Source organism: Paraburkholderia polaris, from assembly GCF_012927345.1.
Taxonomy (GTDB): Bacteria; Pseudomonadota; Gammaproteobacteria; order Burkholderiales; family Burkholderiaceae; genus Paraburkholderia; species Paraburkholderia polaris.
Genome location: NZ_JABBGJ010000035.1, coordinates 105407 through 119476, shown reverse-complemented (window position 1 = coordinate 119476; position 14070 = coordinate 105407). Strand labels below are relative to the sequence as shown.

15 protein-coding genes and 1 pseudogene are annotated in these 14070 nt (G+C 60.9%); 9 read left to right on the top strand and 7 right to left on the bottom strand.

What is annotated here, in order from left to right; translation table 11 throughout:
- Positions 1-134, bottom strand: a 134-nt coding sequence (locus HHL24_RS29425; RefSeq protein WP_329606712.1) for a helix-turn-helix domain-containing protein, incomplete at its 3' end; no start/stop codon positions are given.
- A gap of 584 nt (positions 135-718) precedes the next feature.
- Between HHL24_RS29425 and HHL24_RS29420 the strand changes: the two genes are divergently transcribed.
- The 4 genes from HHL24_RS29420 (at position 719) to HHL24_RS29405 (ending at position 3731) form a co-directional block, all read left to right on the top strand.
- Entirely contained in the window at positions 719-1810 is a 1092-nt protein-coding gene (locus HHL24_RS29420) for an alkene reductase (RefSeq protein WP_329606759.1), read from the top strand.
- Between the two features lie 30 nt (positions 1811-1840).
- Positions 1841-2524 carry an isochorismatase family protein gene (locus HHL24_RS29415; protein ID WP_206003069.1) on the top strand — a complete coding sequence of 228 codons (684 nt, stop codon included), beginning with the start codon at positions 1841-1843 and terminating at the stop codon, positions 2522-2524.
- On the top strand, positions 2409-3218 hold the full coding sequence (locus HHL24_RS29410) for an alpha/beta fold hydrolase (RefSeq protein WP_230417615.1): 810 nt from the start codon (positions 2409-2411) through the stop codon (positions 3216-3218). The genes HHL24_RS29415 and HHL24_RS29410 overlap by 116 nt, the downstream gene beginning before the upstream one ends.
- A gap of 129 nt (positions 3219-3347) precedes the next feature.
- Positions 3348-3731, top strand: a complete 384-nt coding sequence (locus HHL24_RS29405) for a hypothetical protein (protein ID WP_169488852.1) — start codon at positions 3348-3350, stop codon at positions 3729-3731.
- A gap of 67 nt (positions 3732-3798) precedes the next feature.
- Here the strand turns inward: HHL24_RS29405 and HHL24_RS29400 are convergent, their stop codons facing one another.
- The 3 genes from HHL24_RS29400 to HHL24_RS29390 all read right to left on the bottom strand — a co-directional run bounded on the left by HHL24_RS29400 (position 3799) and on the right by HHL24_RS29390 (position 5763).
- Positions 3799-4287, bottom strand: coding sequence for an NUDIX domain-containing protein (locus HHL24_RS29400; RefSeq protein ID WP_169488851.1), 489 nt, complete (start codon positions 4285-4287; stop codon positions 3799-3801).
- An 88-nt stretch (positions 4288-4375) separates the two neighbouring features.
- Positions 4376-4711 carry a YbjQ family protein gene (locus tag HHL24_RS29395; protein ID WP_169488850.1) on the bottom strand — a complete coding sequence of 112 codons (336 nt, stop codon included), beginning with the start codon at positions 4709-4711 and terminating at the stop codon, positions 4376-4378.
- 26 nt (positions 4712-4737) lie between these two features.
- Positions 4738-5763, bottom strand: a complete 1026-nt coding sequence (locus tag HHL24_RS29390) for a DNA-binding protein (RefSeq protein ID WP_169488849.1) — start codon at positions 5761-5763, stop codon at positions 4738-4740.
- A 158-nt stretch (positions 5764-5921) separates the two neighbouring features.
- Between HHL24_RS29390 and HHL24_RS29385 the strand changes: the two genes are divergently transcribed.
- Positions 5922-7100, top strand: coding sequence for a tyrosine-type recombinase/integrase (locus HHL24_RS29385; protein WP_169488848.1), 1179 nt, complete (start codon positions 5922-5924; stop codon positions 7098-7100).
- 53 nt (positions 7101-7153) lie between these two features.
- Here the strand turns inward: HHL24_RS29385 and HHL24_RS29380 are convergent, their stop codons facing one another.
- From HHL24_RS29380 to betC, 3 genes are all read right to left on the bottom strand, one after another.
- Entirely contained in the window at positions 7154-8302 is a 1149-nt protein-coding gene (locus HHL24_RS29380) for a porin (protein ID WP_169488847.1), read from the bottom strand.
- A 410-nt stretch (positions 8303-8712) separates the two neighbouring features.
- Positions 8713-9666 carry a choline ABC transporter substrate-binding protein gene (locus tag HHL24_RS29375; RefSeq protein WP_169488846.1) on the bottom strand — a complete coding sequence of 318 codons (954 nt, stop codon included), beginning with the start codon at positions 9664-9666 and terminating at the stop codon, positions 8713-8715.
- Positions 9667-9705: 39 nt separating this feature from the next.
- Positions 9706-11271 carry a choline-sulfatase gene (betC, locus tag HHL24_RS29370; RefSeq protein WP_169488845.1) on the bottom strand — a complete coding sequence of 522 codons (1566 nt, stop codon included), beginning with the start codon at positions 11269-11271 and terminating at the stop codon, positions 9706-9708.
- 151 nt (positions 11272-11422) lie between these two features.
- Here betC and HHL24_RS29365 point away from each other — a divergent pair, with 151 nt between their 5' ends.
- From HHL24_RS29365 to purU, 4 genes and pseudogenes are all read left to right on the top strand, one after another.
- Positions 11423-12337, top strand: a complete 915-nt coding sequence (locus HHL24_RS29365) for a choline sulfate utilization transcriptional regulator (RefSeq protein ID WP_169488844.1) — start codon at positions 11423-11425, stop codon at positions 12335-12337.
- 75 nt (positions 12338-12412) lie between these two features.
- Positions 12413-12711 (top strand): annotated as a pseudogene (locus HHL24_RS29360) (type II toxin-antitoxin system RelE/ParE family toxin).
- 3 nt (positions 12712-12714) lie between these two features.
- Positions 12715-13014 carry an addiction module antidote protein gene (locus tag HHL24_RS29355; RefSeq protein ID WP_169488843.1) on the top strand — a complete coding sequence of 100 codons (300 nt, stop codon included), beginning with the start codon at positions 12715-12717 and terminating at the stop codon, positions 13012-13014.
- Between the two features lie 172 nt (positions 13015-13186).
- Positions 13187-14062, top strand: a complete 876-nt coding sequence (gene purU / locus HHL24_RS29350) for a formyltetrahydrofolate deformylase (protein WP_169488842.1) — start codon at positions 13187-13189, stop codon at positions 14060-14062.
- Positions 14063-14070 lie beyond the last annotated feature (8 nt).

Genomic DNA, 14070 nt, shown 5'->3' with positions numbered 1-14070 from the left:
CCACCGGCCTGATAGCGATGCACCAGCCGGTTGACCTGGCGCTCGCACAGCTGCAGACGCTCGGCTGCCTGAAAAACCTTCAGCCGGTGTTCGACAACCGCCTCAATGATCTTGACCCGCTCAAGCTCGTGCATGCTGATCGTGACGAATCCACGTGCGTTCATGTCCGGCTCCCTGGGCGACTACCATGGCGCAGCATGCGCGTAGTGCGTGGCTCAGGGAGTGAAACCGGACATTTCGAATGAGCCAGAATCGGACATTATCAAAAAGCCCTGACACCCAATATGTTGATAATTTATATTATGTCAAATCATGTTAGCGAACTCACTCACCACGCATTTCAGCTATCTGCCGTGCACGATTGCAATGCGCGCCGTTTTTGATTTCCAGCAGGATTCCAGCTGTCCCCAGAACAACGACACAGCTGCCTGCGTGCGTTCTCGCTCTGACCGACAGTCTTTCAATCGCCGCAGTCGCCCGGACATTGCCTTGGTGCTCGCGCGCGCCCCCTACGTTGAACGCAGTCCGGTACGAGCCTTGACCGCTACCGTACCGATTGTCGTGACGATTCGCGGGATCATGCTTCTGCAACCTGCGCGTACTAGCGATTGTCGGGTCACTCTGCCGAGGCAGGCGCCGGAACGACGCGATTTCGAGATCGACATGTCAGCTCATCCCAGGCGCCACCCGCGGCAACCGAAGATAAGGAATTCTCATAGTGCCCACACTATTCGATAGTTTTGACCTGCACGGCCTGACACTTCCCAACCGAATCGCGATGTCGGCAATGACACGCACTCGCGCCAGCGAAGACGGCGTGCCGACGGACGTGATGCGCGACTATTACGTTCAGCGCGCATCGGCCGGACTGATCGTCACCGAGTGCACCCAGATCTCGACCCAGGCACACGGCATCATCCGCGCGCCGGGCCTTCACCGCGCCGACCAGATCGCCGCATGGCGCGGGATCACCGATGCCGTGCACGCTGCCGGTGGACGCATCTATTGCCAGATATGGCATTGTGGCCGCGTCGCGCATCAGGACATGCGCGGCGGCGTGCTGCCTGTGGGACCATCGCCTATCCCCGCAACAGGCGACTTCTTCCTACCGACGGGTCGGGTTGAATTCCCGATCCCTCGTGAGCTTCGGATCGAGGAGATCGCGCCGATCGTCGAGGACTTTGCTCAAGCGACGCGAAATGCCCGCGAGGCTGGGTTTGACGGGGTCGAACTGCACGGCGCCAATGGCTATCTACAGGACCAATTCCTGCAGGACGGCAGCAATCAACGGACAGACGCCTATGGCGGTGCAGTTGAGAATCGGGCGCGGCTCATGCTTGAGACGACCAAGGCGATGATTGCTGCCTGGTCCGCCGAACATGTCGGCGTACGGCTGTCGCCGTCCAGCTACCTCTACGGTGTGGACGACAGCGATAAGCTGGTGACGTTCGGATTCGTTGTCCGTGCGCTCGACGCGCTTGGCGTCGGGTATCTCTGCCTCCTGGAACCCAATGCGAAGGATGCGCAGCGGGGCGTACAGATCCGCAATGTCGCCGAGACGCTCCGGCCAATGACCTCGGTCCCGATCATCGTTAACACCGGCTTCGACAAGGCCAAGGCCAATGAAGTCCTCTCGAAGGGGCACGCCGACGTGGTGGCGTTCGGCGTGCCGTTCATCGCCAACCCCGATCTGGTTGAGCGCCTGCGCAGCGATGCGCCGCTCAACAAGCCCGATCCGAGCGCGTTCTACGGCATCGGGCCGAAGGGTTACACCGATTATCCGATGCTCGCCGGCGCCGTCTCCGCGTGACTCCTCCGAAAAAACTAAAGGATACGAGCCATGGAAAAGTCTCCACATTTCAAACCCGATCAGTGCGCCCTGCTGCTGATCGACCACCAGGTCGGCACGATCCAGTTGATCAAAAACATCACCGCCGACCAGTCGATACGCAACGCCGTCACGCTCGCCAAGGCCGCGCTCGCGTTCAACATGCCGATCGTGATGACCTCCAGCCAGGAGAATCATGTGCAAGGTCCGCCCCACCCTTCGCTGGAGCACACAGCGCCTGAAGCGTACGCCAATCGAGTGCAACGCCAGGGGGTCGTCAATGCCTGGGACGACCCGAACTTCAGCAAGGCGGTGGCGGACACCGGCCGCAAGCAGTTGATCATCGCCGCGGTCACCACCGACATCTGTCTCGTGTTCCCCACGATCAGCGCCATGGAGGCAGGATATGAAGTCCAGGCCGTGCTCGACGCCAGCGGATCGAGCTACGCGATCGGCGAGGAGACATCGAGACGGCGGATGGAGCTTCGACAGCAAATTCATAACCATCGGCGGTGTTCGGCTCCACCACTGGATCGGCGGCAATCCAGACGGTCGGCCGGTGATCCTTTGGCACGGGTTCCTGGCCACCGCCTATGCCTGGCGCGAGATCGCTCCTGCGCTCGCGCGGGCCGGATTTGCAGTGCTGATCCCCGACATGCGTGGCTACGGCGACAGCGACAAGCCGCCTGGCAATGACGGCTACGACGCCAGGTCCTTGGCTGAAGAGTGCCGCGCGCTCGTCGCCACGATAGGCTTTGGAAATGGCAAGCCGTTGATCCACGCAGCGCACGACATGGGCGCACTGCCCGCTCTGATCTGGAGCGCCGACCACCCGCAGGAAATTGCGGGCCTGCTTTATATCGAAGCGCCGGTGATGCTCGGCCCGGTGCTGCGGCAGGTGTTTTCCTACACGCCGCAAGCGATGGCCCAGGGATCGATGTGGTGGTGGATCCTGCCGCTCGCGCCCGGCGTGCCAGAGCGACTGATCGTCGGCAATGAGCGTGCGTTTCTCACCTGGTTCTATGAGGGCAACGATGTCGTCAATCACGCGGCGTTCAGCGGGGAAGTGATCGACGAATACCTGCGCTCATTCGCCGGCCAAGAGGGCGTGTTGGGCAGCATGGGGATCTACCGCGCAGCATTCGTCAGCATTGACCAGACTGAACCGCTGATGACAGCCAAGATCAGCGTACCCGTCCTCGCGCTCGGTGGAGAAAAGGGGCTCGGCGGCAAGGTCGGCGAAATGGTCGCGATGGTCGCTGAAGACGTTGTGGCGCGCACGCTCGCGGGTTGCGGGCATTTTATGACCGAGGAACGGCCGGAGTTCGTCGTCGAGCAGATTCTCGATTTCAGCGCGCGCGTGGCTGCGCGATCCGGTCTCGGGAGATGACGAACTGATGGCCGGGACGCCAACGGCCGATAGCGTCACCTACGAGGCGACGACGATGGAGGGTCTACCTCGCGCGATGACCAACGTTTCACGCTTTTCCGATCAACACCACCCGAATGGAGAAACCACATGACGCGCATCTTATTCGTCGGCCAGAAGCCTGAAACGGTCGACTTCTCGGACCCCTCCCTGCCGCCCGGGTTCAACGCCGAGAAGATCAATGCCGGAATTGCCTTGGGCGTCGCGAAGATGACGGAACGGGGTTGGCGGGGCGACACCTGCATGATCACACCCGATGCAGCCGGCAACGCCATGCTTGAAGATGCGTTGAAGGCCGCCACCTACGACTGCGTAGTGGTCGGCGGCGGCCTACGGCTCCCGCCAAAGAGTCTGGAGTTGTTCGAAACGGTGGTGAACATCATTCATAAGGCAGCGCCAAACGCGGCGATTGCGTTCAATACACGCCCCGAAGATACCGCCGAGTCCGCGGCGCGACAACTCAGTGAGCGCTGAGCTCGTTTACCGATAAGAGCCAGGACCATGACCGACGCAGTCATGGTCGCTCTCTCAAAAGGGCCAACTAACAGCAGAGATCTCTGCCGAGATACGCAGCGACCGCCCCTGTCAGCGCGATGCCGTGCAATTCCTCCGGCGATGCCAGATGCGTGGCGATAATCTCACGATTATCAAGCCGCAGTTCGGGCATGCAATCGAGGTGCAGCTCAAAGAAATGCACCCGGTCTCTTCGCCCGTCCCAAACGCCGCAGGCGCTGCCCGCGGGGCGTAATGTGTACGACGACAGACCAATCTCCTCCTTCATTTCGCGCTGCGCCGCTGCATCAGGCGTCTCACCGGGCCGGACACTGCCGCCGGGAAAATTCCACTCCGCCCGGTACGATGACTTCACAAGCAACACCGCCCGCCCGACGTAGATTGCCACTAGCGCGCCCTCGTGGCGAGGCCGCCGAATGTACCACCAGGCACGAGCGAACCGGAATCCGAGGCGAAGCACCATGCGCCAGACAGAGTCGATAAGCATAGCCGGTCGCACTCGCTCAAGGCTCGGCATGAGGTCTCTCCTTTTCTTTCATGGTCAGAGGATTTTCCGGGTCGCCGCGTCAATGCCCATGTCGTCAGCCTCGGTCAGCATGCTCGCCTCAAACCACCGACGTTGCATGCACCGCCGTCCCGTAGCACAGCACCTCTGTGATGCCTCTGGCTATCTCGGTTGCGTCATACCGCATGCCGATGATGCCGTTTGCGCCCAGCTCTGCAGCCTGCGCAATCATGCGTTCATATGCATCCTGTCGCGCTCGCTCGCACAGCGACGTGTAAAGCGTGATGTTGCCGCCGAAAATCGTCTGCAGCGATGCGCCAAGCGCGCCGACGATGGATCGAGACCGGACGACGATCCCACGCGCGACACCGAATGAGCGCTCTATCCTGTGTCCGGGAAGCTCGAATGCTGTCGTAACCCTATGTCGTTCTATCATCGTCTTCTCAATGTTGAGTTTTCGGATCAGGATGCTGCTCGCTTCCTCGTCACGACTTTGGATGTGGCGCTGCGAGGCTTGCGCGTCCCGACAGAAGATCGCGGACGCTTTTGTGCCGCCGGCTGGTTCGCCATGGCGGTCGCCAACTGCAGCCTCAATGCGTTGAGTTCTGTGACGTACGCCGCGTTCGAATGACGAAGGGCTTCCAGACTGCCCTCCATGACGCCTGCCTGATGACGCGCGTCACCGAGTTGAGCCTGCAGCGCCTGGATTTCCTCCCGATGCCGGGTCTCGCTTTGCTCCGCCCTGCGCGCGGCCGCCTCGACCTCCTTCTGGGACCGTGCGCTCACGACCCGCTCGCGCTCGATTTCAAGCAGCGCCCGCCTCTCGGCCGCGCGTAAGCGCTCTTCCGCGAGCTCAGCGCTGGCCCGCAGTTTGTCGAGCTCACCCGAAAAATCCGCCCTCGCCTGCACCAGTGCCTGGTCACGCGCGCCGATCTCATCCTGCTGTCGCGCGATTTCAGTCTCGAGCGCCTGACGCGTCGCGTCGCCCGCGGCCTGCGCCTGTTCGAGTTCCTGAATTCGCACCTGCGCCGCCAGCAACGCGCCGGTGCGCTGCTCAAGCGCCGTTTCGGTCCGCGCGAGTTCGGCCTGCAGTGTCGTTACCTCGTTGCGCGCGCTGGCCTTCTCCGCCTCGGCGTCAGCTCGCAGTGCCTCGAGCGCCGCCTGCGCAGACGTGGTGGACTTCGTCCACAGCGTCGCGACCAATTCCCCAGCGGCCGCCTGCAACTCCGCCGGCAAATCGGGATGCTCGATCCGCACCCTGCTCTTTTCGCGCAGTTCAACCCAGAATTCCCCGAGCACCTGAGTCGGCGTACTCATGCTGCCGCGCTTCACCAGCTGATATAGCCGGTTCGCGGTCGGCGTGATGCCGAAGCGGAAGAACAGCAGCGCGCAGACCTCGCGATACAGCTCGCGGGTCTTGGGGAATTCGGCCTTCAGGCGATCGATTTCGCCAGCGAGGCGTGTTTCATCGGGCAGGGAATCGGACATAGAAGTCACTCAAGCAATTTACTGAATAATACAACGTAAACCGTTAGATATCCAATGAACGCGAGTTTTAATTTTGACATTACGGCTATAATGTCGATATTCTGCACGCCGTCATCTCCCGCAAACACGCAACAACCCGCCCATCCTCGATACAGCCCATGACCACCCTGCTGCTTCCGCCGCAGCCCATCGAAACGCTGACCATCCCGCCTGAACTGGATGGCAGCGCGGGCAAGAATCGCGCGAAGAACGGCATTGCCCAGATCGCCGCTCACAACGATCTGGATGCGATCCGCGCATGGCTTGCCCGCTTCGTCGATACAAAAACCACTTTCGACAACTATCGCAAGGAAGCCGAGCGGCTGCTGTTGTGGTCCGTCCTCCAGATGGGCAAGCCGCTTTCGTCGCTGACCCACGAGGACCTGCTGGTTTATCGGCACTTCCTCGCCGATCCGCAGCCCAGTGCGCGATGGACTGCCAGTGGCGGACGCAAGCATCCACGGGGCGATCCGCGCTGGCGCCCCTTCTACGGCCCCCTCGCCTCCGCCAGCCAACGCCAGGCCATGGTGATTCTCAACGTCATGTTCGCGTGGCTGGTACAGGCGGGTTATCTGGCCGGCAATCCGTTATCGCTGGCGCGTCAGCGCGCGCGGCACGCCAAGCCGCGTATCACGCGCTATCTGTCGCCCGAGCTATGGCTCGAGGTCAAAACCTATATTCAAGGGATGCCCAACAGCACGGACCGCGAGCGCGAACATTGCGCGCGCGTGCGCTGGCTGTTCACCCTGCTCTATCTGGGCGGCTTGCGGATCACCGAAGTGAGTGAAAACACCATGGGCCGATTCTTCCGCCGGCGGGACGCAAACGGTGAGGATCTCTGGTGGCTGGAGGTGCTGGGCAAAGGCGGCAAGGAGCGGCTGGTGCCGGCCACTTCAGAAATGATGACGGAGCTCTCGGCATACCGTCGCGAACGGGGATTACCTGCGCTTCCGTCACGGGACGAAGACACGCCTCTGGTGCTGCCGATCGGCCAGTCGCGTACACCGCTCACTCGCGCGGCACTGCACCGTATCGTCAAGCAGGTATTTAGCGGCGCGGCGCAAGCGTTGCGCGCCCGCGGCGGCGAATTCACCTCGCGAGCCGACGTGCTCGAGCAGGCTTCGGCGCACTGGCTGCGGCACAGCGCGGGCTCGCATATGGCGGATCAGCAAGTCGATCTGCGTCTGGTGCGCGACAATCTCGGGCACACATCCCTCACCACCACGAGCCAGTACTTGCATGTCGACGATGATCGGCGTCATCGCGAAACCGACGCGAAGCACCGCATAGGATGGTGAAGTGATGAATGCGAGCGGCTCCCGCAACCGTGGGCGCCGCCCGCCTCGATGGGCTAGAACGAATGCCGCATCCCGATCCGCACGTCGGACTGCGTATTCGACGTCGACGGCGCGAAGCTGTAGCCGATCACCGCATTTACACCATCCGATGCACGCAGATAGTCACCGGAAATATACACATCGGTACGTTTGGACAACAGGTAGTGCAGTCCGAGCGAACCCTGGTTCCAGTGATTGCCTTCGAAGCTCGTGTGCTGATAGCCGCCGTATAGCGACAACGCAGGCGTGAAGTTATACGACGCGCCACCTTCATAAACCTGCATGTGCGAGGTCTGCCCGAAGCCCTTGATCGTCGTGTAGGTGAAATCGCCGGTGAGCATCAGGTTACCGATCGTGTAGGCGGCACCGACTGCAAACGCGCCTTGCTTATCCACCGGGAATGCCGAAGAGCTATACAGATCGGTCACCGCGCCGGTGGCCGGATCGACGGAAACGGTCGGCTGACCGAGGAAGGTTCGCGTGCCGATCATCGCGTACGGGTCGAAAGCATAGATGCCGTACGGATCGTTCAACTGCGTATACGCCACGCCCATGTTGAACGGACCGTGGTCGTAATGCGCGCCCACGCTCCATGCGCTCTTCTGATGGAAGTCGCCGGCGGTGTTGCCGAACGAGTACATACCGCCGAACGTGAAGCCGGCAAAATCATTCGACAGGAATTTCACGGAGTTCGGCAGACGGTCGCCGTTCATCCGGTCGAAGTCGCCCTGGTGAATCGCGTAGCCGCTCGCCCATGCGGAGATGTTGTACAGAAAAACAAACTCTTCGGTCATATCGAGCTGGTTACCGAACGAGAAAGTCCCCCACGAGTTCTTGATGCCGACATAAGCCTGGCGCCCGAATTCAGCACCGCCGAATCCCAATTGCCCATTGCCCAGGTGAAAACCCGATTCGAGCACGAAGACCGTTTGCAAGCCGCCGCCGAGATCTTCTACGCCTTTGAAGCCGATCCGGTTGCCGTACGAAATGCCGTCGTCGAATTTGAACTGGTGTGCGCCACCGGCATTGTTCACGTAGGTGATGCCTGCGTCCAGAATCCCGTACAGTGTGACGCTGCTTTGCGCATGGGCCACCGTCGGTGCGCATACAGCGCTTGCCGCGAGAGCGAGTCCCGAAAGAGTAACGGCATTTTTCTTCTTCATCTAATTCTCCCCTGCTCTTTGCCTGCGTATTTCGTTGGATAAAGCGATCCCTGCTGCGCGCTGTCTTCCAACGCGCGGCGCTTCTCGCATGACGGGCAGTTCGAAACCGGCTAAGACTGGTTGAAACGGATTGAAGCTCGCTAAAGCTGAGTAAAGCAACCAAGCAACCAAGCAACCAGGCAACCAGGCAACCAGGCAACCAAGCAACTCAAGCAACTCAAGCGAGTCAAGCAACTCAAGCAACTCAAGCGAGTCAAGCTAACCAGGCTGATTGAATCTATCGGCAATGCATACGATCATCTGGCATGCCTGCATCGACGGATCAAGAATACGGGTCCAGATTTATAAGGATTCGACCGGATGCGACATAAATCTGTCGAGTAGCGACCTCGAAGTCTGGAGCGTAGAGGTTATTTCACACCGAGTGCGGTTTGCACCGCTTGCAAGCCGTTGGCGCCACTGGCGGTGTTCACGCCGTCGAGCCACGACTTCAGCAATTCGGGGTGGCGCTTGAGTGCTTCGGTGGCAGCCGCATCGACGCCGGCCTTCTTCTCCAGAACCTCGGTGATCACGCCGTTCTCCAGATCGACATTGAACGTAAGTTGCCTGAACAGGCGGCCGACATTCGGACACTGTTCGGCGTACCCGCTGCGCGCAACAGTATTGACCGTGGCGCCGCCGTAGTTCGGCCCGAAGTACTTGTCACCGCCGTCAAGGTAGGTCAGCTTGAACTTTGTGTTCATCAGATGCGGCTCCCATGCGAGGAACACGATCCATTTCTTTTCTCGCACGGCGCGGTCGACCTGCGTGAGCATGCCGGTCTCGCTCGATTCGACGAGCTTCCAGTTGCCGAGCCCATACGCCTTGTCGTCGACCATCTTCTTGATGTTCTGATTGGCCGGTGCCCCCGGTTCGATGCCATAGATCTTGCTCTCGAACTTGTCGGCGTTCTTCGCGAGGTCCGCGAATGAATGCACGCCCGCGGCCGCCACGTAGTCGGGCACCGCGAGTGTGAACTTCGCGTTGCTCAGATTCGGATGCACGACCTCGATGGATTTTTCATCTTCGAACGGTTTGACGACCGGCGCTTGCGCCGGCATCCAGTTACCGAGAAACACGTCGACCTGCCCTCTCTTCAGACCTTGATAGGTAATCGGCACCGACAGGTTCGCCACGTTCTGGTGGTAGCCGAGCGCCTTCAACAGCACGCCGGTCATCGCATTGGTCGCGTCGATGTCGGTCCAGCCGGGTCCCGCCATGTTGACCTGCGTACAGGACTGCGGCTCGGCGGCCGCGGCAAAGGTGGCCGCCGCGCACAGCAGCGCAACGCCGGATACAGCCTGTTTGAAGAGCTTTTTCATCATGTCGGCTTCTTTAGGTGGGGTGATTCGTAAGCGGAGACATCAACGCGTCACAGCGGGAAAACGCGCCATCGCTTCGAGGGTGTCGAGGTCGATGTGATTGCGCATATAGCGCTGGCTCGCATCGACATGCGGCTGCCAGTCCCATGACGCGACCGTGCCTTGCGTCGTGGCCTCGAAATGAAAACGGCGGCGGCGCTGGCTTCGCAGTACTTCGTTGTGCAGTGCGGCGAGGTCCCAGCGTCGTGCGATTTCCTCACGAAATGCCGCGACCTGTGATGCATATTCGGCACGCGCTGCGAGGTTCTCGCGTTCGAGCGGGTCTGCCGCCACGTCATAGAGTTGGTCAGGATCGGCTGGCGTGTGAATGAACTTGAAGCGCCCGCGCCGCAGCATCACAATCGGCGCGATAGCGCCTTCCGCCAGGTATTCGCCGATCGCTTCGTCGTGGCCACTGTGGCCGCCGTGGGCGCCCTGGATACTCTGGGCAGCACGCAGATGCGGTACGAGACTCTGACCGTCGAGCGAATCCGGCCAGACCGCCGGTTGTTCCCCACGCGCTATTTCCACCAGCGTGGGCAGCAGGTCGAGATGCGAAACCGACTCATGCACCCGATGCGCGTCGAACTGCTGCGGCGCATGCACGATCAGCGGTACCCGGCAGCCGCCCTCGAAGAACGTCATCTTGTACCAGAGCCCGCGCTCGCCGAGCATCTCACCATGGTCCGACGTCACCACGATGACGGTATCTTTGGCAAGCCCCGACTGTTCGAGCGCCTCGAGGATCGCACCGAACTGGTCGTCGACATAGGAAATCGCGCCGTAATAAGCGCGCCGTGCATTGCGGATCTGCTGGTCGGTCGGCGGCGTGCGGTCGGTTTCGCACACATGCCGCAAACGCTTCGAATGGGGATCGGCTTCATCGAGCGAATCGCGATAAGCGGGCAGCGCGATGTCTTCATCCGCGTACATGTCCCAGTACTTCTGCGGAATCGCGTACGGGTCGTGCGGATGCGTCAGCGAAGCGACCAGGCAAAACGGCCGTGCATCTTTGCCGGCATGTCGCTCACGCGCGATATCGAAGAGCTTCTGGCGCGTGGTGAACGTGACTTCATCGTCGAAGTCCAGTTGGTTCGTGCGCACGCAAGGGCCCGCGTCGATCACCGAACTCATGTTGTGGTACCACGTGGGGCGCGTTTCGAAATCGTCCCAGTTGGGCGTCCAGCCGAAATCGGCGGGATAGATGTCTGTTGTGAGCCGCTCTTCGAAACCATGCAACTGATCGGCGCCGCAGAAATGCATTTTGCCGGACAGGATCGTGCGATACCCTTCGGCGCGAAGATAGTGCGCGAACGTCAGCGTTTGGGAAGGAAATTCTGCTGCATTGTCATAGGCGCCGATCGCGGACGGCAGCTTGCCCGACAAAAAAGAAAAGCGCGACGGCGCACACAACGGACTGGCGCAATACGCCGAGTCGAATACCACGCCCTGTTTCGCGAGGCGATCGAGATTCGGGGTCTTGGTAAGGCGATGTCCGTATGCGGCAAGCGCAAATGGGGTCATCTGATCGGCCATCAGAATAAGGATATTCTGTTTCGTGTCAAGCATTGGAGCGCGCCTCGAATAGAATCGCAAGTGTTGATGCGGGTGTCGTTGCAAGCGAAGTCACCGGCGTGCCGGCCCCGCATGAACATCACTATTGCCGTCCAATTCGCCACTGTGAAGACGGCAAATCGTTATGTGCCTATAAGGGGGACTTATGTCGAGGCGGGATCGCTTGCCGCCAATGCAGGCGTTGACGATGTTCGAATCCGCAGCGCGTCTCGCGAGCTTCACGGCCGCAGCGCGCGAACTGGGCTCGACACAGCCTGCGGTCAGTCAGCGCGTGGTGCAACTCGAAGAGGCATTGGACGCACCGCTTTTCGAACGTGGCCATCGCGGCGTCACGCTGACGGAAGATGGGGTGCGCCTCTTTGAAGCGGTGCGCAACGCCCTCGACACCATCCGCCTCGCCACTGCCGAGATCCGCGCGGGGCGCACGCCGCAAACCCTCACGCTCTACACCGACTTTGGTTTCGCAACCTACTGGCTGATGCCGCGCCTGGCGCAGTTCAAGGCGCTGGTGCCCGACGTCGACGTAAAGATCATCACGTCGCAGAACGTCATCGATCCATCGCACGATCAGGCGGACATTGCGATTGCGTTCGGCGACGAGGACGCGGACTGGAGTGCGCGAGGTGCGCTCAAGCTATTTCCGGAACGTGTCACGCCGGTGTGCAGTCCGGCGTTTCTGGCCGCGCATCCGCAGTTGCGCACGCCCTCCGACTTGACAAGCTTGCCGCTGCTGCATCTCGAACCCACGCAGCCGGCACGCTGGCTGTCGTGGGCCGACTGGTTCACGGCGCACGGTCTGGATGCGCCCGCCGCGCATCGCGGCATCACGTTCAACAGCTTTACGCTCGTAGCCCACGCAGCGATCATGGGCCAGGGCGTCGCGCTCTGCTGGGCGCCTCTGCTCGACGAACTGCTCGCCACGGGACAACTCGTCGAGCTGTTCGACGCCCCAGTGGTCACCGAGCGCGGCTATCTGCTCGTCACGCAGCGTGCGGCGACACCAGCGGTCGGCGCATTCCGTCAATGGTTGATGGATGAGTGCGGGCTTGAGGCTGAGTGAGGGGGCCTCAGAAAAGCGAAAACGGACTGTGAACCACAGCTGACATATGCGTAATCTATGGATTACACTTTCTGAATGTTGAATATCCGCACCACCGAGACATTTGACGCCTGGTTCGACGGCTTGAAAGACCGGATCGCCAAGCGCCGCATTCAGGCCCGCGTCGGCCGTCTGGTGATGGGCACCCCGGCGACACGAATTCCGCAGGCGCGCCGATTACCGAACTGCGGATCGATCACGGTCGTGGCTATCGCGTCTACTACGTGCAGCGCGGCGCAGTGCTGGTGATCCTGCTGTGTGGTGGAGACAAGTCGACTCAACCCGCAGATATCAAAGCCGCACACAAGATGCTGGCGAACCTTGAGTCGGAGTGAACTATGGAAAAGATCAAAACCCGGCAGTGGGATTCGGCCGAACACCTGAAGACCGAAACGGACATGGCTGAATATTTCGAGGCCTGTCTGCTTGAAGGCAGCGACGACCCTGCATTCCTCGCGCATGCGTTGGGCGTGATCGCGCGTGCGCGTGGCATGGCGCAGCTCGCCCGCGACACCGGAATCTCGCGCGAAGGTCTCTACAAGGCGCTGTCCGAAGACGGCAATCCCAGCTTCGCGACGATCATCAAGGTGATCCGCGCCCTCGGTCTGGAGCTGCACGCGGCGCCTGCCCACGCCTGAGATTGATTTATGCTTGGGGCGCGCTGCCCCTTCGCCCGCCCCAGCCTCACCTGACGCTCCCATTCCAGCGCGACGGCGGTTAGCTTCTATCCCCATGACCCGCTGATTTGCTCTACTGCGATGATGCATGCCGCGCCCCGCGGCATTGCCCTATCGCCTAAGTGGAGAGCGCATGTCCGCCGATTCCCGTCCCGATCAACTGGTTCTCACTGTCGCGTGTCCGAGCGCGGCGGGCCAGGTTGCCGCTGTCGTCGGCTTTCTCGACCGGCATCATTGCTATATCGACGAACTGACCGTTTTCGACGACGACCTCAGCGAGCGTTTCTTCGTCCGCTGCGTGTTTCATGGCGTCGACACCAACGAGACCTTGCATATCGCTGCACTCAAGCGCGAATTCGAATCGATCGCCGAGCGCTTTCGGATGACGTGGGCGATGCACGACGTCGGCACGCGGCCGAAGGTGCTGATCATGGTGTCGAAACTCGAGCACTGTCTCGCCGATCTGCTGTTCCGCTGGCGCATGGGCGAGTTGAAGATGGATATCGTCGGCATCGCTTCGAACCATCGCGATCTGGAGCCGCTCGCGCAACAGCACGGTTTGCCGTTCCATCATCTGCCAATCAGCGCCGATACCAAGCCGCAACAAGAAGCACGTTTGCTCGACCTGTTCGAAACGTCAGGCGCTGAATTGATGATCCTTGCGCGCTACATGCAGATTCTCTCCGGCGAAACGAGCCGTGCACTCGCGGCCCGCGCGATCAACATCCACCATTCGTTCCTGCCCGGCTTCAAAGGAGCGAAGCCTTATCACCAGGCGCATGCGCGTGGGGTGAAGCTGATCGGCGCAACCGCGCACTTCGTGACGGACGATCTCGACGAAGGTCCGATCATCGAACAGGTCGTAGAGCGCGTCGATCACTCATACAGCCCGGAGCGGCTGCTTGCGACGGGACGCGATGTCGAATGCATCACGCTTGCGCGGGCTGTGAAGGCGTTTATCGAGCGACGGGTGTTTATCAACGGCGATAGGACCGTCGTGTTGCAATAAACAAAAGC